The following is a 21,944-nucleotide window of genomic DNA, read 5'->3' as shown; positions in this document are numbered from 1 at the left end:
TAGTGGACAATACTTCGAGTTATTAAGGTAATCCAATGTTTAAAGATATCAAAATTCTCGTGATTGGTGCTGGAATTGCGGGTCCAGCTATTTGCTATTGGCTGAAAAGATTTGGTTTTTCGCCATGTTTGATTGAGAAAGCCGCCTCCATTAGAAAAGGGGGGCAAGCCCTGGATGTCCGCGGCATAGCCACTCATATCGCCAGAGATATGGGTATCTATGAGCAGATATGTGATATGCGCACGCGAATTGAATGCGGCCGGTATGTTGATGCGGCAGGTAAGGTGTTGCACGAAGTACAGGGTGAGGAATTCGGATTCAGGCAAGATGACGAAGTGGAAATCCTCCGCGGTGATTTGATTGAAATTCTCATGAGCACCATTACTGATGTGCCTTGCGATTTTAATCAATCCATCCTGCGCATGGAGCAGAATGCTGATGGCGTGCTGGTTCATTACAATGATGGCAAAGTGATTAATTACGACCTGGTAATTGCCGCAGACGGCATTCATTCTGCTACCAGACGCATGGTTTTTGATAAAAATGAATATCAGCTGGTTCATCTGGGTTCCTATCTTAGTACATTTACTATTCCGAACTATCTTGGATTGAGTCATATAGACCTGGAATGTGAATCCAATTGCAAAATGGTATCGATTAATAGTGATAACAACCCTGAAATCGCGAGAGCAGGGTTTATGTTCCGCTCAGAGCATTTGCTCAAAAATCCTCGCGATGAGCAGGAACAAAAACAATTCCTGTGTGATACTTTTCGTGATTTTGGCTGGGAAACCCAAAATATTTTAAATCGAATGCCAGAAAGTGATGATTTTTATTTTGACGCGATTATGCAAGTCAAAATGAACAGTTGGACCAAAGGGCGAATTGCGCTGGTCGGTGATGCGGGCTATTGCCCTTCTCCCTTATCAGGGCAAGGTAATAACTTGGCTTTTGTGGGAGCTTATATCCTGGCGGGAGAATTAAAAGATGCGAATGGAAATTATATGCAGGCGTTTACCCGTTACAATGAGCTGCTGCGTCCTCTCGTGAATGCCAATCAGGAATTTGGTGTCTGGGTGAGCAAATCTTTTCTGGTAGATGATGAAGTTTCCAAGGAGATTGCGGAAGAACGCTCGAACAAAGTCCTGGGGATGATAAAGTCAGTCTCAAATGCGATTAGTTTGCCTCAATATGAGTAACTCTATTGAACCACTCATTTACACTCAAACCCTTCCCCTGTTTTTCTGAAAACCATGAAAATCAGGGGAAAATATTTGATATTTCCAGCTACAAATACTAATTTAAAAAGAGAAATCTTTTTGAGTGAAATTATCATGTCAAGTCCCCAAAAACCTGCTCGGAAAAATTATAAAAAAATATCAGATGACCAACTCGATGATTTAGCGGGCGGCAGATATGCAGTCGATCCCGTTACGGGATACGAAATTCCGGGGGGAAGACCAAATGTTACAGCAGCGGCTGAGAAAAAATCAACGGCTGTGAATAAAAAGAAAAAGAAATCTTAACTAAATGCAAATTACATCCTCCCTTTAAAGCAAATGCGCAGACTGATTTCAAAAGTCAACATGCTCAACTATTGCACAAAGTGAATAATTAAATTATTATACAGCAATCCCGGCAATCACAAAGATTTACAAAAGAACACAATGGATAAAAAAGAGCAAATATTTTTCAATAGCATTGAGACCATTTTCCCGCAATTGATTGACGATTATGAAGCAGCAGGCCCTGTGCATACTCTTCATGAAAAAGCCATACATGCCTATACTATTCGCAGCTTCAAACTGCTTCGCAGCGTTTTACAATCAGAGAATCCATTAGCGGCACTCGAACAAGCGCTGATTGAAAACTGGAATCTCATAACCGGCAACATGCTTTGCTATACTGCATTACCGCATCATCCAGTCACTAAAATCTGGTGCGAAGCGGCCAAAGTCGTTGCTTCCAGCAAACCGCATTCAGAAAGTGGAGAACCGGCAAATCCTCTGTTATTTTTAATTCCCAGCCTGCAATGCGTCGAGTCAGTGTATGATGACTATCCTTATTTAGTACCAGCCCTTAACCAGGAAAAAGAATGGGATATGGATCTGATTCATATTCTTTCTACTCACATATTAAATGATGCTGGTACCCACTTGCTGCCATTGCGTGCTATGTTGGTGTTTAACGAAAATGCTGGTACGCCCAGGATATATAATCCCTATATTGATGATAAAACTGAACCCAGTTCAGTCGAAATGAACAGTAATGAAATTTATCGATTGGCTCAGCACTGCTTTGCATCCCAGACGATTTATGAAACCAAACAACGGCTCGACGCACTGACATTCAATGATGGCAATTTGCTTGGTCAGCTCAATCTCTTACGCCAGAAAATGCGGGAAAATAGCGTCCATGGCATTGGAAAGGAATTAACCGCAGGTCAATTCTTTGATAAAAATATCTTTGATTTTCTGTCCTGGTATGATCAACTGGATGACCACAGTGTAGAGCCTGAAAAAGTCAGGGATTTTATCCAGAAAGTGCGTGAGTTTACTGCCCCTGGTATTAGAGCTTTCGACAAGGATCTGATTGTTAAAATTATAAAGGCAGTTGATAAATTGCCATCCGAAGTCAAGAGTATATTTCAGAATTATATCAACCCCCTAAAGCCTTTAGTAGAAATGAACGAACCGAATGTGGATCAACTAGAACAGGCACGTCAGGTTATTTATGAGGTTCTTTCAAAATTGGGAATTATTTCTGGTGAAACCTCCGATCCAGTCACTATTCCCCCGACACTTTTTATATACCTCTCCAGACTGAGGACCTTTGCATTTAAAAAAAATAACCAGGAAGATCCAAATACCTGTCTGAAAATTTTAGGGGATAAGCTAGAAGAACTGATAAAACAACATGCTCCAATATTAAGTAAAATCGGCATCAGTAATGAGAAGAAACAATTATTCATTGCTGAAGTAGTCCAATCTTTTAAAGATGCAAAAGCCGCCTTAAAAAGTAAACTCAATGAACATAAAGAATTAAATGGCTACGACAAGCTTAAATTAAGTCTCGATCTCTTGAATAAATTTTCCTTAAAACCCAGTTTTACTCATCCCCAGGATTTTGAAGTTCTTGAATCCCTGAAAGAAGAGGAAATTGGATCCATTTGTTCTGACAAAGAGACAGCAGATTCATTACTAAATCCAGAAAATACTGAGCCACTAATCCTTTTTGCATTGACCACATCCCCTGCTAAATTAAATGCGCTCATAGGCGCCTTAAGTCAATCACTGCTTGACGGGGATAATAAAAAGCTGGATCGTTTAGTTCCTTTACTTCTTCATCTTTTTAGTGCTTTGGACATAGAAAAGTGCAAGGGTATCTGCGAGCAGATAAAACAGTATTCCACTAAACTCTGTATTTTAAAGACAGGTAAATTCACAAACCTGGTGGACAAACTTGATTCAGATAAACAAATTGTTATTTTAGATTCAATACAAGATGAACTGCCAAAATCGATCACTAGCAACGCATCTTTCTGTAAAATATATTCATTGTATATTTTGGAAGGTACCCCGCAACAAGAAGCTTTATTCAATAGCATGAGAGAGAAGCTTGCTGGATTGCCGAAGAATTTAGGTGAGTGGACCCATCTTTATAGAACGCTTTTACCTGCTCATCGGGAACTTGTATTTCCTGAGGGATTAAAAAAGAAAATAGATAATATAAAAAGTCTTAATGATTTTATTAAGATCTATGCCTCACTCAGCTCTGATGAAGCAGCGAATTTGTTTTCAGTACATAAAGAGCGTTTCCCGGTTTGGGTCAAAACCTCCCGACATTTGTTACAGTTATGCAAAATCCTGACCCAGAAGCACTTTAATGAATTGCTCGATATCATACCAATAGACAAGCTCAAGCTTCAGCTTAAGAAAAAAGTAACTCCTGAAGAAATATATTCTGTGTTTGATAAAAAGTATGAGGGATCAATACCCCATAGATCCCTTTTCCTGCTGATTCCCTTAGCAGATCCCGACGCTATTCTCTCTTTCCAGTCTTTACTACACGCTATTAAACCTATTGCCTCTGAGCAATTACGGCTAATCAATAAAGCAATTTCACCTGCCTGTCTTAGTGCGGTAGCAGAAATTACTCCCGAACATGAAGAAAAGCTTAACGAGACAGAGCGTCTCTTTTTGCGTAAGTCACGAGAACAAATTGAAAATCTTTTTCTAAGCATTAAAGAGCGCTTACCAAAACTTAGCTGGGATACGATTTCGACTCTTTCTTATGTGCTTAAATATTGCAATATTCAACAGAGAGAATTGATATTTCGTCAATTCATCTTACCACACTTAAGCTCCCTCGTAGATTCTGCAGCAAACTGGGGTATCTTATTAACTCATCTCTCATCTGCTCAGCGTGAAACAGTCAATGATTTTGTCTATAGCAAGCTTGTGCTTTCAGACTTATTCAGGGGAGCTAATGATTTCATCTGGGGTCCCATGCAATTTTTGAATGAGGGGCAGCGTTCTCATATTCTCAACACCCTTAAACAGGAATTAACATATTCGATTAGTTCTTTCTCTGATCTATCGAATTTTATAAGCCTTAATGAGCTTTCAAATAAAGAGTGCCGGTTAATATTTGACCTGTTTAAAAGGAAAATTACTCGATGGGTCGATAAAAGTGCTTATAAAATTACCGTCCTTTTTGCTCATTTAGACGATGAGGGGCGCAAAGAAGCATTTAAACTGCTAAAGAAATTTATACCTAACGAGTATACATTTTTAATGGATTTAATTTCTATTTCACGTTTTTTAAGCAAAGAGCAGATAGATACTATTGCACCTAATCTGACCATCAAGCCCATCAATAATTTAACTTTCTCGGCACTGAACCGTCTTGAGTTACATGAACGCGAGCCGGTTATAGATAAAATATTTGATTTTCTCCCGGCGGAAATTAAGTCACTGGAAGATTTTATATTGCTCAGCAGCTATTTAAATTCTCAACAATGTTACCAACTGTTTTTTACAGTATTTCCCCAATTGTCATCCAGTTTAAGCACAACAGATTCCTGTCTTGAATTTCTGGGAAGACTCAAAATTGAACAGTCCTTCGTGATTGCACCTCTTCTAATTAAAACAAGGCCAAAGGAGACTGCCAAAGCTATTTTCTTCACTATGCTTGGATTTCTTGGCGACGATCGAGAAAATTTCAAAACTTTTTGCAATAATCAGCAGGAAGCCTTATCGAATTTGCTCAGCTCTGTTGAAGATGTCATTTTCTTTATGAAGAGGCGTATGTTTTTTAATATTGGACTATTCCTGGAATCCGCCAAACCCCTCTTGGCAGCCCTCAATCCATCATCAAAGGAGTGTGACGAGTTAATATACCGTCTTGAACTCGGGGAACTTAAAATCCTGTCAAACTATTTACCTGCGCTTAAAGACGTCATTCCCGTCGATTCGCCTGGGCGAAATCCTCAATCATTTTTTGGCAGTAAGAAACGAAAGGCAAACGAAGAACTAGCTGCGCTGAGTAAACGACATCGAAAAGATGAACTCTCTGGTATGGGAACAATCTATGAGTTTCCATCCACAGAGAAAGTACAGGATGATTCATATTCCTCACAAGCCCCAATGCAGGCATTGCTGGATGATTTGTTTCCTGGCATTCCCATGGAGACCGATGAAGAGTCAAACATGGATTTTTCGAGATAATAACCCACTCCCGACGTCATCCCGAGCGCCAGCGAGGGATCTTCCTTAAATACGTGCCTGGTGCCGGAGATCCCTCGCTGGCGCTCGGGATGAGGTGAGGACCTCAAAGTAAACGGGCTTTTTCCGGCATGGTTTCGTAGGCTTTTTGTATATATCCATCCTGCGACAGCATGATAGCCATCGGTCTTGTCTTGTCAAAATGCGCAAATATAATCATCATCATTACCGTAATAGGTACTGAAAGAAACATCCCCAGAATTCCCCACATCGCGCCCCATAATGCCAAGGCAAATAAAATTACCAGGGGGCTTAAATTGAGTGATTTGCTCAAAAAACGCGGCTCAATGAGATTGCCAATGATAAATTGGATAGTGGTCAATCCCAAGGAGACGATAATAAATGGAAGCCAGTTATCGAACTGAATCAGTGCTAACAAAGCAGGAAACAGAGTAGCAATAATTGCACCTATATTAGGAATGAAATTGAGAAAGAATATAAGCAGGGCCCAGAATTCTGCAAAATCCAAACCCACTATTTTCATGATGATCCAGCTGGTCAGCGCGGTGACCAGACTAATTAAGGTTTTTAAACCAAGATAAGTCTGAGTATCTTTAACAATATGTCCCAAAATATTATTGACCAGCTGACGATTATTGGAGTCCTTAATCATGGCATTTAATTTTTGTTCAAAATAATGCTGCTCTACGAATAAAAATACGACATATAAAATAATTAATACAGCCGAACTGGTTACTGAGCTAAATACACCATAGATATTAACCATGATCTCCTGAATGCTCAGGCTTTTTACGAAACTATCCAATTTGGCCATGATTTTAATATTAAAATAATCATCTATTTTATTAAAAATAGCCATCAGGTTTTCCTGATAACGCGATGAAGCCTGAATGACATCGCTGACATTATTCCCAATAATATCTACTAATACTTTAATCAATAAGGCAACGGCAAGAAACGCCAGGATCTTGCTTAGCCAGTCAGGGACTCGTCCTTCAACACCCGGTATTTTTTTTACAAAAACATAAATTGTATTTAATAAGTGCCAGATAAAAATAGCGACAACCAGTGGAATAATGAGACTTCTGCCGACTATCAGCAAATACCCGATTATCCATACCGTAATTAAACCTGCGGCGAACGACACAGTTCGATTCATTTATTGGTCACTCCCTTAATATTAGGCCCATTCTAATAGCTCCCGCAGGAAAGCAAAAGCTTTCTAAATTATATATGCGAGAAATAAAAATAGTTTTTGAAGGGGCCTATCCTCTAGCTATGAATAAACTCCCTGAAATTTCCTAACCATCGTGTGGCAATTTGCTCTGCAGTATCAACCGACTCCTGCAGCAATTGCCGAGCTGCTTCTGCAACCTGTGGGAGCAATCCGGCATCGCGTTGCAGATTAGCGATTTTGAATTGCCGATAGCCGGTTTGCCGGGTTCCCAGGATTTCACCGCTGCCGCGAAGTTGTAAGTCTTTTTCTGCGATGATAAATCCATCGTTAGTGGATTTCATCACTCGCAAGCGTTCTCCCCCTGACTGGGAGAGAGGTGGCTGATAAATTAGCAGGCAAAATGATTGATTATTACCTCGACCTACCCGCCCTCGAAGTTGGTGTAACTGAGAAAGCCCCAATCGCTCGGCATTTTCAATAATCATCACACTGGCATTGGGAACGTCAACGCCCACTTCAATCACCGTTGTCGCCACTAACAAATCAATTTCACCTTGTTTAAAAGCATGCATCGTGGCCTCTTTTTCCACGGCTTTCATTCGACCATGAACAAGACCTACTCGCGCCGAAGGCAACTGGGCCTGCAAATTTTCAGCAGTCACTGTAGCTGCCATACATTGGAGCTTTTCTGATTCTTCAATTAAAGTGCAAACCCAATAAGCCTGGGCCCCACTGGCAATGGCTGTCTTAAGCCTTTCAATAACAGGGTCGCGCTTTTCCTGGCTGATTACCACAGTTTGTACGGGCATGCGTCCCGGAGGTAATTCATCAATAATAGAAATATCAAGATGGGCAAACTGAGTCATCGCCAAGGTTCTTGGAATGGGGGTTGCCGTCATTAATAGCTGATGAGGAATCAATGAATCAATCTGGCCTTTTTGCTGCAGTGACAGACGTTGCTCAACACCAAAGCGATGCTGCTCATCAATAATGACCAGTCCTAATTGGGCAAACTCCACCTGCTCCTGAAACAGTGCATGTGTTCCAATCAGCAGATGGCCTTCATGTGAATTCAGCTTTTGCAAGGTTTCCCGACGCTCTTTAAGCTTCATTTTTCCGCTGAGACGAAGGCATTGAATTCCCAAAGGCTCAAACCAGCGTTGAAAATTAAGGAAATGCTGCTCACTAAGTAAGTCGGTTGGCGCCATAAAGGCGGCCTGATAGCCACTCTCGATAGCGTGCAAACTGGCCAAAGCGGCCACAGTGGTTTTACCGCAGCCTACATCCCCTTGCACCAGCCTAAGCATTGGTTTTTCCATTGCAAGATCAGCGCTTATTTCTGAATCAACCCGTAACTGAGCGGACGTCAGCGGATAGGGAAGATTGGCAATAAACTGTGCTTTCAAATCCCCTTTATCCTTGAAACAGGGGGCCGATAAATGGTTGCGATGCCGTCTGGCGAATTGCATGCTTAGGCGCTGCGCTAATAGTTCCTCAAAAGCCAGTCGCTGCATGGCTGGATGCTTGCCTTCCTCCAGCAAGGAGAGGGCAATATCCGGAGGCGGCTGGTGTAAGAGCGTTAAAGACTCATGAATTGAAGAAAAATTCAGACTCTTCAACTGCTGCTCAGTCATCCATTCCAGCTCCTGCAAAACTGGCTGACTGGCGGCAAGCGCTAATTTCACTAATTGGCGGAGACGGCTCTGACTTAAACCTTCTGTGCCTGGGTAAATCGGCGTTAAGGTTTCCTCCACCCGCATATCCTGTTCATCTTCTAATAATCGATATTCCGGATGGATCATTTCCAGCTGATGAGAGAATTCTTTGACTTCACCAAAAGCACGCAGTAACTGGCCTGGCTGCAATGCCTTGACCTGGTTTTTGTTAAAATGAAAAAATCGAAGTTTGATGACTGCTGTTTTATCTTCCACATAACAATAAAGCATCATCCGTTTGCCGTATTTAACTTCTGTTTTGCAAACACGTCCCATAATAACCGCATGATCATCAGGTCTCAAATCACAAATAGCAGTCACCCGCGTTCTGTCCTGATAACGAAAAGGCAGATGAAAGATTAAATCAGCGATGGTATTAATCCCGCAGTTTTGCAATTTGCCTGCCAGCGCGGGGCCTACGCCGGCTAATATTTCACAGGGTTGTGAGAGCACGTTATTTAAATCAAATATAAATAAGCATCATAACAGAAATTCTAGCTTGAAAACTCATTTTTTGGATTTTCGTCCAGAGCCGCAGTCTCCTGTTTATAATATCTTTTCGTTTCCTTTCCTCTGGAGAAAAAGGTTACCCAGTCGTTTTTCTTTTTACTTTGGCTCAGGCAAAGCTCCATATCCCTTTTGGCATCTATATAAGAGGTTTTTTTTGCCCGGGCATTACATGAATACTCCCATAGCTTTCCAACTGTCCCAGGTACTCGCTTTTGACTTTTATCGGGAAGAGTAATATCGACACCACCGCCTCCCATACCCCACAAACCTACTTTAAATGGATTATTTATAATTATTTGACGTTGTTTTTTAACCCAGTCTTTTGCTTCTTTCTCAGCGGCATTAGTCAGTCGCCTCCTAAACTCCTTACGGTGCTCAGGATGAATAAGAGCTTCGATTGTTTGTCTGGCACGCAGATCACCATAGGATTTGATTGTAGCCTGTACTTCCTCTTCCCCAAGAATATCAAACAGTATGCTTTTCCTGTGAATATCTTTCACTGGATTAAGCAAAGTGGCTAACATGCAATAGTTTTGGCCGATCACGGTTTTTAATTGCTCTGGTCCTACGATATCTTTCAAATATTCCAAATGGCAATCCAGCGGCAGCGCGCTTAATTGCGCAGCCAGAGATGAGCTTGATTTTGCAAAAAGGCGCAGTTTTTCAAGGCTAAACAGATTTTGTAGAAATGCGAGGTGCCGTATTTCCAAGGGCTTGAGAAATTTTAGCAATTTATCATAGTGAAACTCTTGTGAAACCAGAACATTTAACTTCTCTGGGCCAACAATCCTTGACAGGAAGTCTGGAATAAACTCAGGCTTTATGGATTTAAGATACATTTCCAATGTGTAAAAGCAATCCAGATAGACGCGCAGTTTTTCCACAGAAGCAATAGTTACTATCTGCTGCTGAGCTTTTGCACTTCCAAGAGCATCAAACAATTTAAAAAATTCGTATTCTTTCTGAATATTGCTAATTTTCGACTCGAAACGCCGCAGACATTTTATCTGTCTATCCTCTGTTTGCAGACTCTTCAAGAGGAGTTCGATCGTTGCGATATTCAGGTTAGCAATGGGCGCTACTTCAATCATTTCAAGGAGCTGCTCGTCGTTGAAATGGCTTAAGATAGCTTTAAAACCCTGACGGCTATTCTCCTGATTTGCGCTAATGCATAACTCATACACCGATTCCGGAACAAAGTGCTCAACACAAAACGCTGCAAATTCTGGATGCGATGCACGAGAGGCATATTGCAAGGCTCTTGCGGCAGTGCGTGCTTCGCCAATATTTACAGGAGGTCTCCCAAGCGCTTTTTCAATCACGGCAGCCAGATGAAACAATCCTTTAGCAGCTATAAAATCCTCAAGGAACAAGCGTTGCCAGCATTCTATTTCAATGGCGGGTAATTTCGGGGGGATGTAATTTAATAAGGTTTGCCATGGTATCCGGGTATCGCAGTTATTATCCAGATAATCAAGCGCCGCTTCAATATTATCGCCTAAGCACAGCAATACATTATAGGCATATCTGAATGAGTCGACTTTGTCCTGAGGTTTTTCATTGATCTGAAGCGTTTCAAAAAGGAAATAATAATTTTTAAAGGCGTTAAATAACCTATCCGAAACTTCTTTAAAGTAAGAGTATTGCTGATTGAGCAAGCCAAACATAACCTTAAGATGAGAATCGCTGGCCACATGCGCATACCCTCTATCCTGCGAATTCGGATAGAGCGCATTATATAAGTCAACATTTAAAGCATAGATATAGCCTTTAAAACCTGAGTTTTTAGAATAAGAGGCAAAAAAATGGTCAGCTTCAAGCACTTCTTCTTTAGTTAAAGACTCCCAGCGAAACAAATAACGGTACAATGGTTTAAACATAAACATTCTTGTTTGAACGAAAGGCTAATAAAAACAAAATTGGCAGTTAAAATCAATGAATCTGCTACTTTCTTTCCTTTAAACCAGTCGCAATCGGCGTTACGCCGATATTTGGATTAATACCGCAATCATCGAGTATTTTTAGCAGATTATTGCCACGCCGGGTCAGACGATTAATGCAATACTCTTCCAGATAGCTTCTTAAGATATAATAATAATCAGGAAGGGTTAGCAGGGTCAGAATTTTTTCAGCCCGCATCAAATGATGGGGATTGCTATAGTCGCAGGACTGATAAAGTACTGCCGCCAGCATGGAGCAGATACTGGCCTGCCTCAGGCTATTTGCGCGGTAAAAGCGATGGATTGCATCATCTAATGCTCTGTCTTTATCCCACTCCACCCAGGTATCATATAAAGCCAGCGCTGTATCCACTGAAAAATGCTTACTTTCCTCCAATTCCTGCAGTGCATAAGCCACAGGCACGATAGCCTGTATATTGGCCCAAGAGCAGTTACCGCTGATTTGAGAACTGATTGGCATTTGAAGAACAGGGCTCAATCCCAATAGCTGATTAATGGTTTGATGAAAGAAACTGCGAGGTTGCTTTTTATAAAGAAATTCCCTTAAAAAAGGCAGATTAACCGCGTCAGGCCGCCCTAAACGGTATATATTAACAGAGCCTTCCTTTAAACTGTTTTCACCACGGTCAATTTTAGCCCACCAGTTTTTATAGCGTACAAATCCCAGGGCATGTCCACGGCTCGCAGCCGGAAGAATCAGGATGGGTGACTTAAGTAAATTATTCAGATGCGCAAAATGCTGCTCGGTGAATACTGGTTGATGCTGTAGCTGCAACAGCTCAGCAGCGGCGCTAAAGCCATCCATAATGGTGTACAGCAAAGGAAAATAGCCCCGCAAATGCCGGGTTGAATAGGAACTGATAAAGCGTCGCAGCGAATCTTTCAGAATAGCGACAGTAAATTCCAGAATGAAGCCTTCATAATCAAGCTCGACGAATTCATTATCGGCATTGACAATATCCACATCCCCTTGCAATTCAAAACGATGCCCCAGCAATTTACCCAAAATAAAATCAAGGGCAAAATCAAGTTTTGCGCCATGTTGGTAAAGAATCTGCTTTAAACTGTCCTGACTACGTAAAACCGGATAGACCAGAATAGACAAGCCGGCATTTGTATAGGCGTTCGGATTAGCCCGATGTTCCAGCAATAGACGCGTCATATTTAAATCATTATTGTCTACCGCCCAATGCAAAGGAGTTCGTCCAGTGACGTCCGGTTTGTTAACATTGACTCCTCGGCTGAGCAGCTGAGCTGCAATTTCAGGCCGTTTGGCGACTGCGCATTCGATTAGAGGCGTAAACCCATACTCGTCAATATCGTCAAGAGATTCGCCCTGTCGCAGATAGAACTCAAAGTCAGGCATGCGGCCGCTAATAATATCATTTGCAATTGTCATTAATTAGGACTCGGTCTTGGTGCGGTGAACTTGGGCATATTACCCAATCGCAATTGTTTTTCCTGTTCCTGTTTACGCTTTTCATTATCAAATTCCCGGCGCGCCTCCGAATTCAGCGACGGTTCAGGGTTAACATTTGGATCATAGCCATCATAGCGCTGATCAGCCAATAGCGGATGCTGCATGATTGAGTTCTGCAGCTCACCTTCCGGGCTTCTGTTCACTTCCTCGTCATTGTGTTCGCGTGCATGAACTCTCGCCAGCCTGCGGTGTCCATCCTGTTCGAGTAAACGCCGTTTGCGCTCAATGGAACGGTTTTCATCAACCAGATAAGAACTTTGATCGAAGCGATCAGGAATATCGACACCTGGCAGCCCCCTCGTCCTGCCGCGGTTCAATACATCAATCACCGTCAATCGGGCAGCATCAGAGGCCAATGCTAATTTTTTTCCGTCAGAAAACACTGCACGATAAAGATTACCGCTTGCAGTCGGGGTTAGCCGCTCTGTAGTGTAGGTATTGTGATTGGCATTATGAATATTAAGCCAGCTTTTCCCCTGATCTCTGCTGATTTGCCATTGAACAAAAACAGCGGCCGACTCCGATTGCGCCACAGCCGAAAATGTGGCTCTGTACCCGGCATTCATTGTTTGATCCCGGGGATGCTGGGTGATTACAAAATCTTTTGGTTGTTTTGTCCGCCTCTTGAGCAATGACATTTTCGTGGCCTACATTAAGAAACTAATAAAAGTATAGGTTATTCAAACCTGCTATTAAACTTTTTTAAAAAGTACCACCTCTCCATACATTGGTATATACACATCTCTAAAAACGCAGTCAGCTCTCAGCACCCAAGCTCCTCGAGTGTGTACACCTACGTCCCTTGGCTTGTCCCTGAGAGATGGTAACAAAATTGGAATATAACACATTGATTTATAATTATAATGTTAAATCCCTACGTACCCCGCTTTATGCGGGGTATCCAGGCAATGCGTCTGATTGGCAAAAGCATTTTAGAACTCACTACCCTTTTTGGATACCCCGCATAAAGCGGGGTACGTAGGCTCTTATAGTATATTTAAATTTTGTGACCACCTCTCAGGGCATAGGAGTGATGGATAGATATCTATGCCTAAACTCCCATTTGTTTATATTTGGGCCTATTTTTTCAATTTCAAGCCTTTTCGATTACAAATACTCTCTTTGCAGAATTTCAGCAATCTGAACCGCATTGCTTGCAGCACCTTTTCGGATATTATCAGCAACCACCCACATATTAAGCCCATTGGGATGAGTGATATCCTGTCTGATGCGGCCCACAAATACTTCATCATGACCAATCGCATGGGTTATTGGTGTCGGGTATTTAAGCTTTGCCGGATCATCGACCAGAACCACCCCAGGGGCTTTTTTCAGTAATTCTCTTGCTTTTTCTACCGATAGGGGCGCTTTGAGTTCGAGATGGATTGCCTCTGAATGGCCATATAAAACAGGAACCCGTACGGTTGTAGGATTGACGAGAATGCTATCATCTTCCATGATTTTTTTGGTTTCCCAAACCATTTTCATCTCTTCTCTGGTGTAACCATTATCCTGAAATTCATCAATATGCGGCAGCACATTAAAAGCGATTTGCTGGGGATAGACTGAACTTTTGGGTGGACGGCCGTTAAGTAACTCACCCACCTGATTAATCAGTTCGGTGACCGCTTTTTTTCCGGTTCCGGAGACAGCCTGATAAGTTGCCACGTTAATGCGCGAAATGCCCACTGCATCATGTAAAGGTTTTAGGGCGACAACCATCTGAATAGTAGAGCAATTGGGGTTGGCGATAATGTTTCGATTCTGGTAATCCCTGATGCGCTCTGGATTTACTTCAGGAACGACCAAAGGAATATCGTCTTCGTAACGAAAGCAGGAGGTGTTATCGATGACAATGCAGCCGGCTTCCGCTGCAATGGGTGCATATTGTTTGGAAACACTCCCGCCCGCGGAAAATAAAGCAATGTCCACATCATTGAAATTAAAATGTGCCAAATCAAGAACATCAAAGGTTTGACCATTAAATTCTACTGTTTTTCCGATAGAGCGCTCGCTGGCTAAGGGATAAAGATTGTCCACTGGAAAATCACGTTCTTCCAGTACAGTTAATAAAGTTTCACCGACAGCCCCTGTGGCGCCTACAACTGCTATATTTAATCGCCTGCTCATAAGTTACCCCGTTAATTGTATCGATTATTACTGACTGTTTTGAGCACGATGCCGCAAAAAATGGTCCATTAAGACCAAAGCCATCATCGCCTCTGCGATTGGAACCGCACGAATCCCTACACAGGGATCATGACGGCCTTTGGTCACCACAGTCACTTCTTCACCCTGTGTATTAATGGTTTGTCCAGGTTTGACAATACTGGAGGTGGGTTTTAAAGCCATACTGACTTTAAGCTCCTGCCCTGTGGAAATTCCTCCCAGTATGCCGCCGGCATTATTCGTCAAGAAACCCTCTTTGGACATTTGATCACGATGTTCGCTGCCTTGCTGAGTGACTGATTGAAAACCAGCGCCTATCTCTACGCCCTTGACCGCATTAATGGACATCATTGCAAAGGCCAGGGTAGCATCCAGTTTATCAAAAACAGGATCGCCAAGACCCACAGGAATATTTCTCCCAATAACGGTTACTCGAGCACCTACCGAATCGCCCTGGCGCCGTAAATCATCAATATAATTCGCCAGCTCTTCGGGCTGATGATGATTGGGGCAGAAAAAAGAATTTTGCGCGATAGCGCTTTCATCGACAAATTCTAATTCAATTTTACCCATCTGCTGTAAAAAACCGATGATATCAATATTGGCAAACTGTTTGAGATAGAGTCTCGCGATCGCTCCTGCAGCAACACGCGCCACTGTTTCTCTCGCCGATGAACGGCCGCCTCCGCGATAGTCGCGGTGTCCATATTTATAATGATAGGTGAAATCAGCATGACCTGGTCGGAACAAGTCCTTGATCTCATTATAATCTCTTGAACGTTGGTCAGTATTGTGAATGACCAGCGCAATGGGCGTGCCGGTGGTTTTTCCTTCAAATACACCTGACAAAATCTGCACCGTATCGCTTTCCCGACGCTGGGTGGTGTATTTTGACTGTCCAGGTTTTCGCTTATCCAAAAAGGGCTGTATCAGCGTTTCCGACAAGATTAAACCGGGAGGACAGCCGTCCACGATACAGCCCAGTGCCGGCCCGTGGCTTTCACCAAAAGTCGTCACTTTAAAAAGCGTTCCAAAGGTATTGCCGCTCATTCGCCTTGTTTTCCAAAATATGATTTTAATTGCTGGGCAGTCAGCAGGAAAACACCTTGCCCCCCATGCTCAAAATCGAGCCATATGAAATCCAAATCAGGATAGGCTTCAATTATAGCCTCTTCGCTATTCCCCACTTCAACCACCAGAATACCATGCTCTGTCAGGTAATGATGGGCATTTGCCATAATTTTTTCAACAATAACCAGTCCATTGTCTTCGCATTCCAGCGCCATTTCCGGCTCATGGCGATATTCATCGGGCAATGTGGCCATTTCCTGTGATCCAACATAAGGCGGATTCGAAACGATAATGTCATAGCGCACAGCCGGTACTTGTTCCCAGCAATCAGACTGAATAAGTTGCAGCTGTTCTTCCATTTCGTGTTTTTGACGATTTATTCTTGCAACTTCCAGAGCTTCAGGCGACAAATCGACCGCATCAATTTGAGCATCAGGAAATACATAGCCACAGGCAATAGCAATGCAGGCGCTGCCAGTACAGAGATCGAGGACTCGATGCACCTGATTCGCGTCAATCCAGGGTGAAAACTGGTGATTGATTAATTCAGCAATTGGAGAACGTGGAATTAGAACTCGTTCATCTACAAAAAATGGCAAACCGCAGAAAAGAGCCTCCTGGATTAAATAAGCAACCGGTATGCGCTCAATAATACGCTTGCTCAGGCGCTCAGCCAGCATTTCTTTCTCCGCAGAGGTCAGGCGGGCAGACAAAAGCTGTCTGTCCACCGAAATCGGAAGGTGCAGGCTGGCAGTAACCAGCCAGAATATTTCGTCCCAGGCGTTATCGGTTCCATGGCCATAATAAAGCCCGGCTTTGTTCGCCTCGCTGTAGCCAAAACGCAAGAAGTCGGAAATAGTCTCGAAATGGGCGGTAGATTGAATATACGACATATAGAAATTCCAGGAAAAGATTAGCTGAAATTGTACAAAAAAAATGGCGCGCTGGATATTATTCTTAATATATTCCCAGTGGAACTTGTTCGAGGGATCCCCACTCCCGCCTACGTGCCACGGCCATATCATTACCCATAAGTATGGCCAAAAGCGCGTGTAAATACTTCACGCGCATTAATACAATTATAAAGATTTCGTAAGCCTTTCCAGATTACCGCAGGGCCGGGCTCCCCATCATGTTTTCGTCCGAGGAAACCGCCCAATTGAGCAATTATTCCCAGCATCTCTTTGAGGGTAGGTGGCTCATGCGGAGGAGGTTTTTCATAAATCATAATGTAGGCTGTTTGCCATTCTATTGTTTCAAATAGGCACTCACTGCTTAAGGAAGGTGAAGCCCGTCCAATCATGGTCATGAATAAAATACGCCAAGCGACAATGAGATAGAGAGCAAGACAAGGGTCAAATCGTTGTTTATTACTTAATTGTAATTTTTCAATAGTACATCCACTTTTCAATATTTTAAAAAAGATTTCTATCTGCCAACGACACAAGTACCAATGAATTACTTTCAAAGCAGCTTCTAAATTAGGGATAGGGATACTTGTTAAAAGAGTCCATTCGATTGCTTTCTCACCAGGTGGAGGATTTGTTTCTGTAGCAATAATTGTAGTGAGTTGTACGGGAGTAAAACCTTCTTTTGCTTTTTCTCGAGGTGGGCGCAAAGTCACCTCTTTTGCATAAATAGTTTGGGTTACTTCTCGTTTTTTTCTACTCCCAAATGAAGAGGTTGTAAACGTTACTTGCCCAACCCCTGTAGAGGCTTTTACACTGGCTTTTAATTTAGTGCTTTTTTTAGGGTGATTCTCATCTAAAATAGCACGGTCAAATGTGGCTCTAATCACCCAGTCTGCAGAGCCTTTTGCAAAAGCAGTATTCGCTTCATGATAAATATCATAAATATCGCCTTCTCTATCCGCTATATAAATAAATTGAGTATCAGGCATAAACTTCGCAAGACAAGAGGCTTTCTTATACCCCCTAACCCAACGATAGCTTTCCTTATCCTTGATTGCTTTGGAGCAGCGCTCCGCTTTTCGCTCTTTGACACTTCGATGCGCCAATGGCTTTCGTGACCATTGTTCATAGTCAATTATCCCTAAACAATCACGATTAGGCGTCACCGCAAGAGTGGGATGAAGAAATAAACCCCGTACATTATCTTGTTGGAGAGGACCTAGGTCTTCTCGTTCTTTTTGACCACTATAATTCAGCGTAGTTGTGTCTTGAAGTAATAAGACTACCGGATGGCCTTTAATTCGATTAAGCGTCGCTTGTCTATGGGGCTTAATAATTTTTTTTGAGGTAACTAAATCATTCTCAAAAAACCGATATGCTGCCTTTGTTTCCTGCCAACCTTTACAGCTTTCAGGAATACTTGCGCTGGGATTAGCCCCCAATCTTTTTAATATCGTTTTTGCTCGTTTATTTAAACGCTCATCACCTATATTCACGCAACCAAGCTCATCTTCTACCCATTCCATGGATGCTACTGCCGTTAAAAGGCTCTATTATCTCAAATGTAAGGAAATTTTAATACAACAACAATCTCCTTACTTATGGGTAATGATATGGCCACGGCTTGTCCGGGGCATCCTCACTCCCGTCCTTTGAGTAAGCGGGATCACCCGAACAAGTCGGGTGACGTAGGTAAATATTTTAAGTAAGCGCCATTAGGTCAAGGGCACAACCATGATAATTCCTTAACTTAAGGTTCCTCCTGGATGCCCCGAATAAATCGGGGCACGTAGGCATCAGGGTGGGGACACGTGGCCACCACGGTGGGAGCACGTAGGCATCAGGGTGGGGGCACGTGGCCACCACGGTGGAGCACGTAGGCATTAGGGTGGGGGCACGTGGGCATCACGATGGGAGCACGCAACAGTGTGGCCTCGTGGGTATAAGTGTGAATGTACTCAGCCAGGTTTTAAAACACAATCGGTATTCATTACCCTCTCAGCTAAAGGAGTCACCACAGAAAAGACTGGGCTTCCTTTGGCATTTTGAATGGAGCTCAGCACTGAAACCGCGGGCAGTTGAAAATGGTTTTCGAGCAGACGCCCTTTTTGCTTCAATTGCGCACGATACAATAAATTATCCGGGGATAATTCCAAAGCCTGCTCCAGGACGAATAACTCATCACGCAACAACTTGGTATCTGCCAGCAATTGCTTGTAACGAACAATATATTCTGCCATCGCGTTCAGATTGGGTTCTTCCAAATAGCTCAGCACAATAACATTCGGCTGCCAATTGATATCAAACAACTGCAAGTCATCCAACGCAATATTTTCGAGAAAGCCCTTCTGTGCTGTTTCCGGAAGCGATCTGATTAGCCGAATAAAGCCTTGAATATAATAGTGCTCCTGCAGATTAAAAATACTGCCAAGCTTCAGACGCATGAACAGGGGGCTTAAAAAAAGTTTAAAATCATTTTCAATGCCAAAAGTCCAAATGTCGCTTAACTGCTGCAAATGAGTCTGCCAAAGGATCCTGGCTGCTGATTTTCCAGTCATAGTGGGTCGCTTCCTTTTTCTCCTATTATCCTTTAATCACAGAAAAATGCTAATCCAAAGCAAAAGAACAGTCTTCAAGCTTTACCCATTTCGTTTTCCTAAACCACTTATGGATCAGCCACAAACCAATAAACAGAGGCAAGCCAATGTAAGAAATCAGCAAGCCGTACCAGTCAACAGGTGAAGCAGAAAGCGCTTTATAGTTTTGCCCTCCAATTACAATAAAGCAAAGCATAAACGCCAGCAACGGCGCATAGGGGTAGGCCTTGGCCTTGTACGGCAGGTTTTTAAGCTCATAGCCTTTTAGCAGAAAAGCCTTTCGGAAACGATAATGACTCACTGCAATTCCCATCCAGGCGATAAATCCAGCCAGACTGCCGGCATTCAGTAACCATAAATAAACGCGTCCATTACCAAAAAAAGACGAAAAGAAAGCCAGCAATGCGACACTGGCTGTGGCGATTAGTGCTGCCATGGGCACTCCCCTGCGATTAACCCGGCTGAATACAGAAGGTATATGCCCTTGTTTTGCAAGGAACCAGAACATACGGCTTGCCACGTATATTCCTGAATTTGCCGTCGATAAAATGGCTATTAAAATGACAATATTCATGAAACTTGCGGCAAAGCCATAATGCTTGAATACCAGAGTGAAGGGGCTCATTAACACACTGCTTTCAATCAATTGCGGGGAGGTGTAAGGAATTAATAAACTGATAATCAGAAGGGAGAAAATAAAAAACAGCAGAATACGCCAGAAAATCAATTGAATTGCTTTGGGAACATTTTTTTCGGGATTCTGGCTCTCTCCAGCGGCAATACCAATTAACTCCGTGCCCTGAAAAGAAAATCCAGCCACCATGATGGCAGCAAAAACACCAAAGATACCGCCATGAAAAGGGGCATCTCCAATATGCCAGTTTTTGAAGCCTACAGGTTCATAGGCTGTTAACCCGGTGATCATGCCTAAGCCTGCAACAATGAATAAAATGATCACTGCAATCTTGATAAAAGAAAACCAGTATTCCGCCTCACCAAAGGCTTTGCTGGAAATCGCATTGAAACCAATCACCAGAGAGAGAAACAGTGAACACCATAATAAGGAAGAACTCTGTGGAAACCAGTATTGCATAATGATGGCGGAGGCAGCTATTTCAGAGGCAATAGAAACTGCCCAGCTATACCAGTAATTCCAACCGAGAGCATAACCCAGCGAAGGATCGACAAAGCGTGTTGCATACACATAAAACGACCCGGAGGTGGGCATAAAAGCCGCCATTTCACCAAGGCTCGTCATCAGAAAATACACCATACATCCTATCACTAGATAAGCGAACAAGGTTCCGCCGGGACCTGCAAGCGACAAGGCATTACCGCTTCCCAGAAAAATTCCTGTTCCTATTGAGCCGCCCAGAGTAATCATACTAAGTACACGCGCATTCAGTTTACGGTGTAAACTATGACCCTCTTGTGTATTGTTCATTCCAAATCCTTTTTAGAATTAAAAACAAAAACTGACTAGTTATTCAAAAACTGACAAACTAACTGCTGGAAATGATGCGTACCCTGCTCCTTGGTTGGAGAAAACCTGCCGCTATCATAAAAACGCGAGCGGATTCCTTTTTGTACTGATTCGACCACCGCCTCGTCTTCTCGCTCCACTTTATCCAGTTCACCGCCAGCCCCCAATCCTAATTTTGATTCATCCAGAACGTAGGTTAAAAAAGAAACTTTACTCAACCCGGGATTAATCGGCTTAACCACATTTACAGAGCATCCCCAGGGATAAAAATTCAACATGGTGTTTGGAAAAATCCAGTAATAATAAGCAGCGACTTCTTTTCCATAGTCGACAGCATTTTCAGGCAATTCAAAACTGATTTCGCCCTGCGAGGCCAGCGCCAGTTGCAAATTACAATAGCGATAAACTTCAGTAGTATAGGTGGTACAATCAATCGCTTTTCTTAATGAATGATGTACAAATGGAATATGCAAAGCTTCCAGATAATTTTCGCAATAAAGCGCCCAGTTTGCCTTCACCAGATAATCGCGTGAACGGTTCACATCCAGACGCATTTTTTCCATAGGTAACCAGAATAATCGATCCCTGATTTCAGCGATGACGCTTTCAAAGGGAATTAAGGGATTTAAAGAAGCAAAAATAAATGGCTCAAAGCAAGCGAAAGGAACTTGTGTTAAATCATCTTTTTCAGAAGGAAAATCCTGGGTCTGTTCAAACTCAGGCATGTGTAAAAATTTTCCACAGAGATTAAATCGCCGACCATGATAGGCGCATTTTATTTTCTGAGCGCTGCAGGGTTGCTCTATTAAAATTTTCCCTCGATGAGTGCAGACATTACTCAGGCAATGCAAAAGACCCTGCTCATCTTTCGAGAACAGCAGTGGCTCATCCAGAAGTCCTGGCAGCAGCGTAAATGGTACCAGTTGCTGCTCCAGCTGCAAACTTTCCATTCCCATACAAAACTGCCAGCTGCGGGCAAATATTTTTTCTTTGGCCAGTTCAAACCATTCAGAGGAAGTATAAAATTCGGATGGAATTGTCTTTGCTTTTGCGATATCGGAATTAATGGTCAACATCTTTAGTTAGTCCTTTACTAATACAGTATTTATAAGCTCATTAAAAA

The 21,944-nt window shown here is 42.6% G+C and carries 15 protein-coding genes; 3 read left to right on the top strand and 12 right to left on the bottom strand.

Annotated elements, in window-relative coordinates; genetic code table 11:
- Positions 1-35: 35 nt before the first annotated feature.
- The 3 genes from DYH61_RS04115 (at position 36) to DYH61_RS04105 (ending at position 5,729) form a co-directional block, all read left to right on the top strand.
- Positions 36-1,199 (top strand): tetracycline destructase, encoded by a 1,164-nt coding sequence (locus tag DYH61_RS04115; RefSeq protein WP_058508912.1) that lies wholly within the window; start codon positions 36-38, stop codon positions 1,197-1,199.
- Positions 1,200-1,274: 75 nt separating this feature from the next.
- Positions 1,275-1,526, top strand: coding sequence for a hypothetical protein (locus DYH61_RS04110; protein ID WP_147287497.1), 252 nt, complete (start codon positions 1,275-1,277; stop codon positions 1,524-1,526).
- 141 nt (positions 1,527-1,667) lie between these two features.
- Positions 1,668-5,729 (top strand): hypothetical protein, encoded by a 4,062-nt coding sequence (locus tag DYH61_RS04105; RefSeq protein WP_058508914.1) that lies wholly within the window; start codon positions 1,668-1,670, stop codon positions 5,727-5,729.
- A gap of 103 nt (positions 5,730-5,832) precedes the next feature.
- Here DYH61_RS04105 and DYH61_RS04100 read toward each other — a convergent pair whose 3' ends face one another.
- From DYH61_RS04100 to DYH61_RS04045, 12 genes are all read right to left on the bottom strand, one after another.
- Entirely contained in the window at positions 5,833-6,906 is a 1,074-nt protein-coding gene (locus DYH61_RS04100; protein WP_058508915.1) for an AI-2E family transporter, read from the bottom strand.
- A gap of 113 nt (positions 6,907-7,019) precedes the next feature.
- Positions 7,020-9,092 carry an ATP-dependent DNA helicase RecG gene (recG, locus tag DYH61_RS04095; protein WP_058508916.1) on the bottom strand — a complete coding sequence of 691 codons (2,073 nt, stop codon included), beginning with the start codon at positions 9,090-9,092 and terminating at the stop codon, positions 7,020-7,022.
- 41 nt (positions 9,093-9,133) lie between these two features.
- The gene (locus DYH61_RS04090) at positions 9,134-11,029 is read right to left on the bottom strand and encodes a hypothetical protein (protein WP_058508917.1); all 1,896 of its coding nucleotides are present in this window, start codon (positions 11,027-11,029) and stop codon (positions 9,134-9,136) included.
- 64 nt (positions 11,030-11,093) lie between these two features.
- Positions 11,094-12,509 carry a Dot/Icm T4SS effector AnkH/LegA3 gene (gene ankH / locus DYH61_RS04085; protein WP_058508918.1) on the bottom strand — a complete coding sequence of 472 codons (1,416 nt, stop codon included), beginning with the start codon at positions 12,507-12,509 and terminating at the stop codon, positions 11,094-11,096.
- On the bottom strand, positions 12,509-13,156 hold the full coding sequence (locus DYH61_RS04080) for a hypothetical protein (RefSeq protein WP_058508919.1): 648 nt from the start codon (positions 13,154-13,156) through the stop codon (positions 12,509-12,511). The genes ankH and DYH61_RS04080 overlap by 1 nt, the downstream gene beginning before the upstream one ends.
- A 541-nt stretch (positions 13,157-13,697) precedes the next feature.
- Positions 13,698-14,720 carry an aspartate-semialdehyde dehydrogenase gene (locus tag DYH61_RS04075; RefSeq protein ID WP_058508920.1) on the bottom strand — a complete coding sequence of 341 codons (1,023 nt, stop codon included), beginning with the start codon at positions 14,718-14,720 and terminating at the stop codon, positions 13,698-13,700.
- A 27-nt stretch (positions 14,721-14,747) separates the two neighbouring features.
- The gene (aroC, locus tag DYH61_RS04070; RefSeq protein WP_058508921.1) at positions 14,748-15,809 is read right to left on the bottom strand and encodes a chorismate synthase; all 1,062 of its coding nucleotides are present in this window, start codon (positions 15,807-15,809) and stop codon (positions 14,748-14,750) included.
- Positions 15,806-16,723: a 50S ribosomal protein L3 N(5)-glutamine methyltransferase gene (gene prmB, locus DYH61_RS04065; RefSeq protein ID WP_058508922.1), complete on the bottom strand. Its 918-nt coding sequence runs from the start codon at positions 16,721-16,723 to the stop codon at positions 15,806-15,808. The genes aroC and prmB overlap by 4 nt, the downstream gene beginning before the upstream one ends.
- 131 nt (positions 16,724-16,854) lie before the next feature.
- Complete coding sequence (locus DYH61_RS04060) at positions 16,855-18,267, bottom strand: IS4 family transposase (protein ID WP_058508923.1); 1,413 nt, start codon at positions 18,265-18,267, stop codon at positions 16,855-16,857.
- Between the two features lie 432 nt (positions 18,268-18,699).
- Positions 18,700-19,299, bottom strand: coding sequence for a hypothetical protein (locus DYH61_RS04055; RefSeq protein WP_058507927.1), 600 nt, complete (start codon positions 19,297-19,299; stop codon positions 18,700-18,702).
- Between the two features lie 49 nt (positions 19,300-19,348).
- Positions 19,349-20,782, bottom strand: coding sequence for an amino acid permease (locus DYH61_RS04050; RefSeq protein WP_058507928.1), 1,434 nt, complete (start codon positions 20,780-20,782; stop codon positions 19,349-19,351).
- Between the two features lie 35 nt (positions 20,783-20,817).
- Positions 20,818-21,897 (bottom strand): SRPBCC family protein, encoded by a 1,080-nt coding sequence (locus DYH61_RS04045; RefSeq protein ID WP_058507929.1) that lies wholly within the window; start codon positions 21,895-21,897, stop codon positions 20,818-20,820.
- Between the last annotated feature and the right edge of the window lie 47 nt (positions 21,898-21,944).

Origin of the sequence: Legionella quinlivanii (assembly GCF_900461555.1) — a bacterium.
In the GTDB taxonomy this organism is placed as follows: domain Bacteria; phylum Pseudomonadota; class Gammaproteobacteria; order Legionellales; family Legionellaceae; genus Legionella_C; species Legionella_C quinlivanii.
The sequence above is the reverse complement of the archived record's forward strand: the minus strand, read 5'-3'. Positions and strand labels throughout refer to the sequence as shown.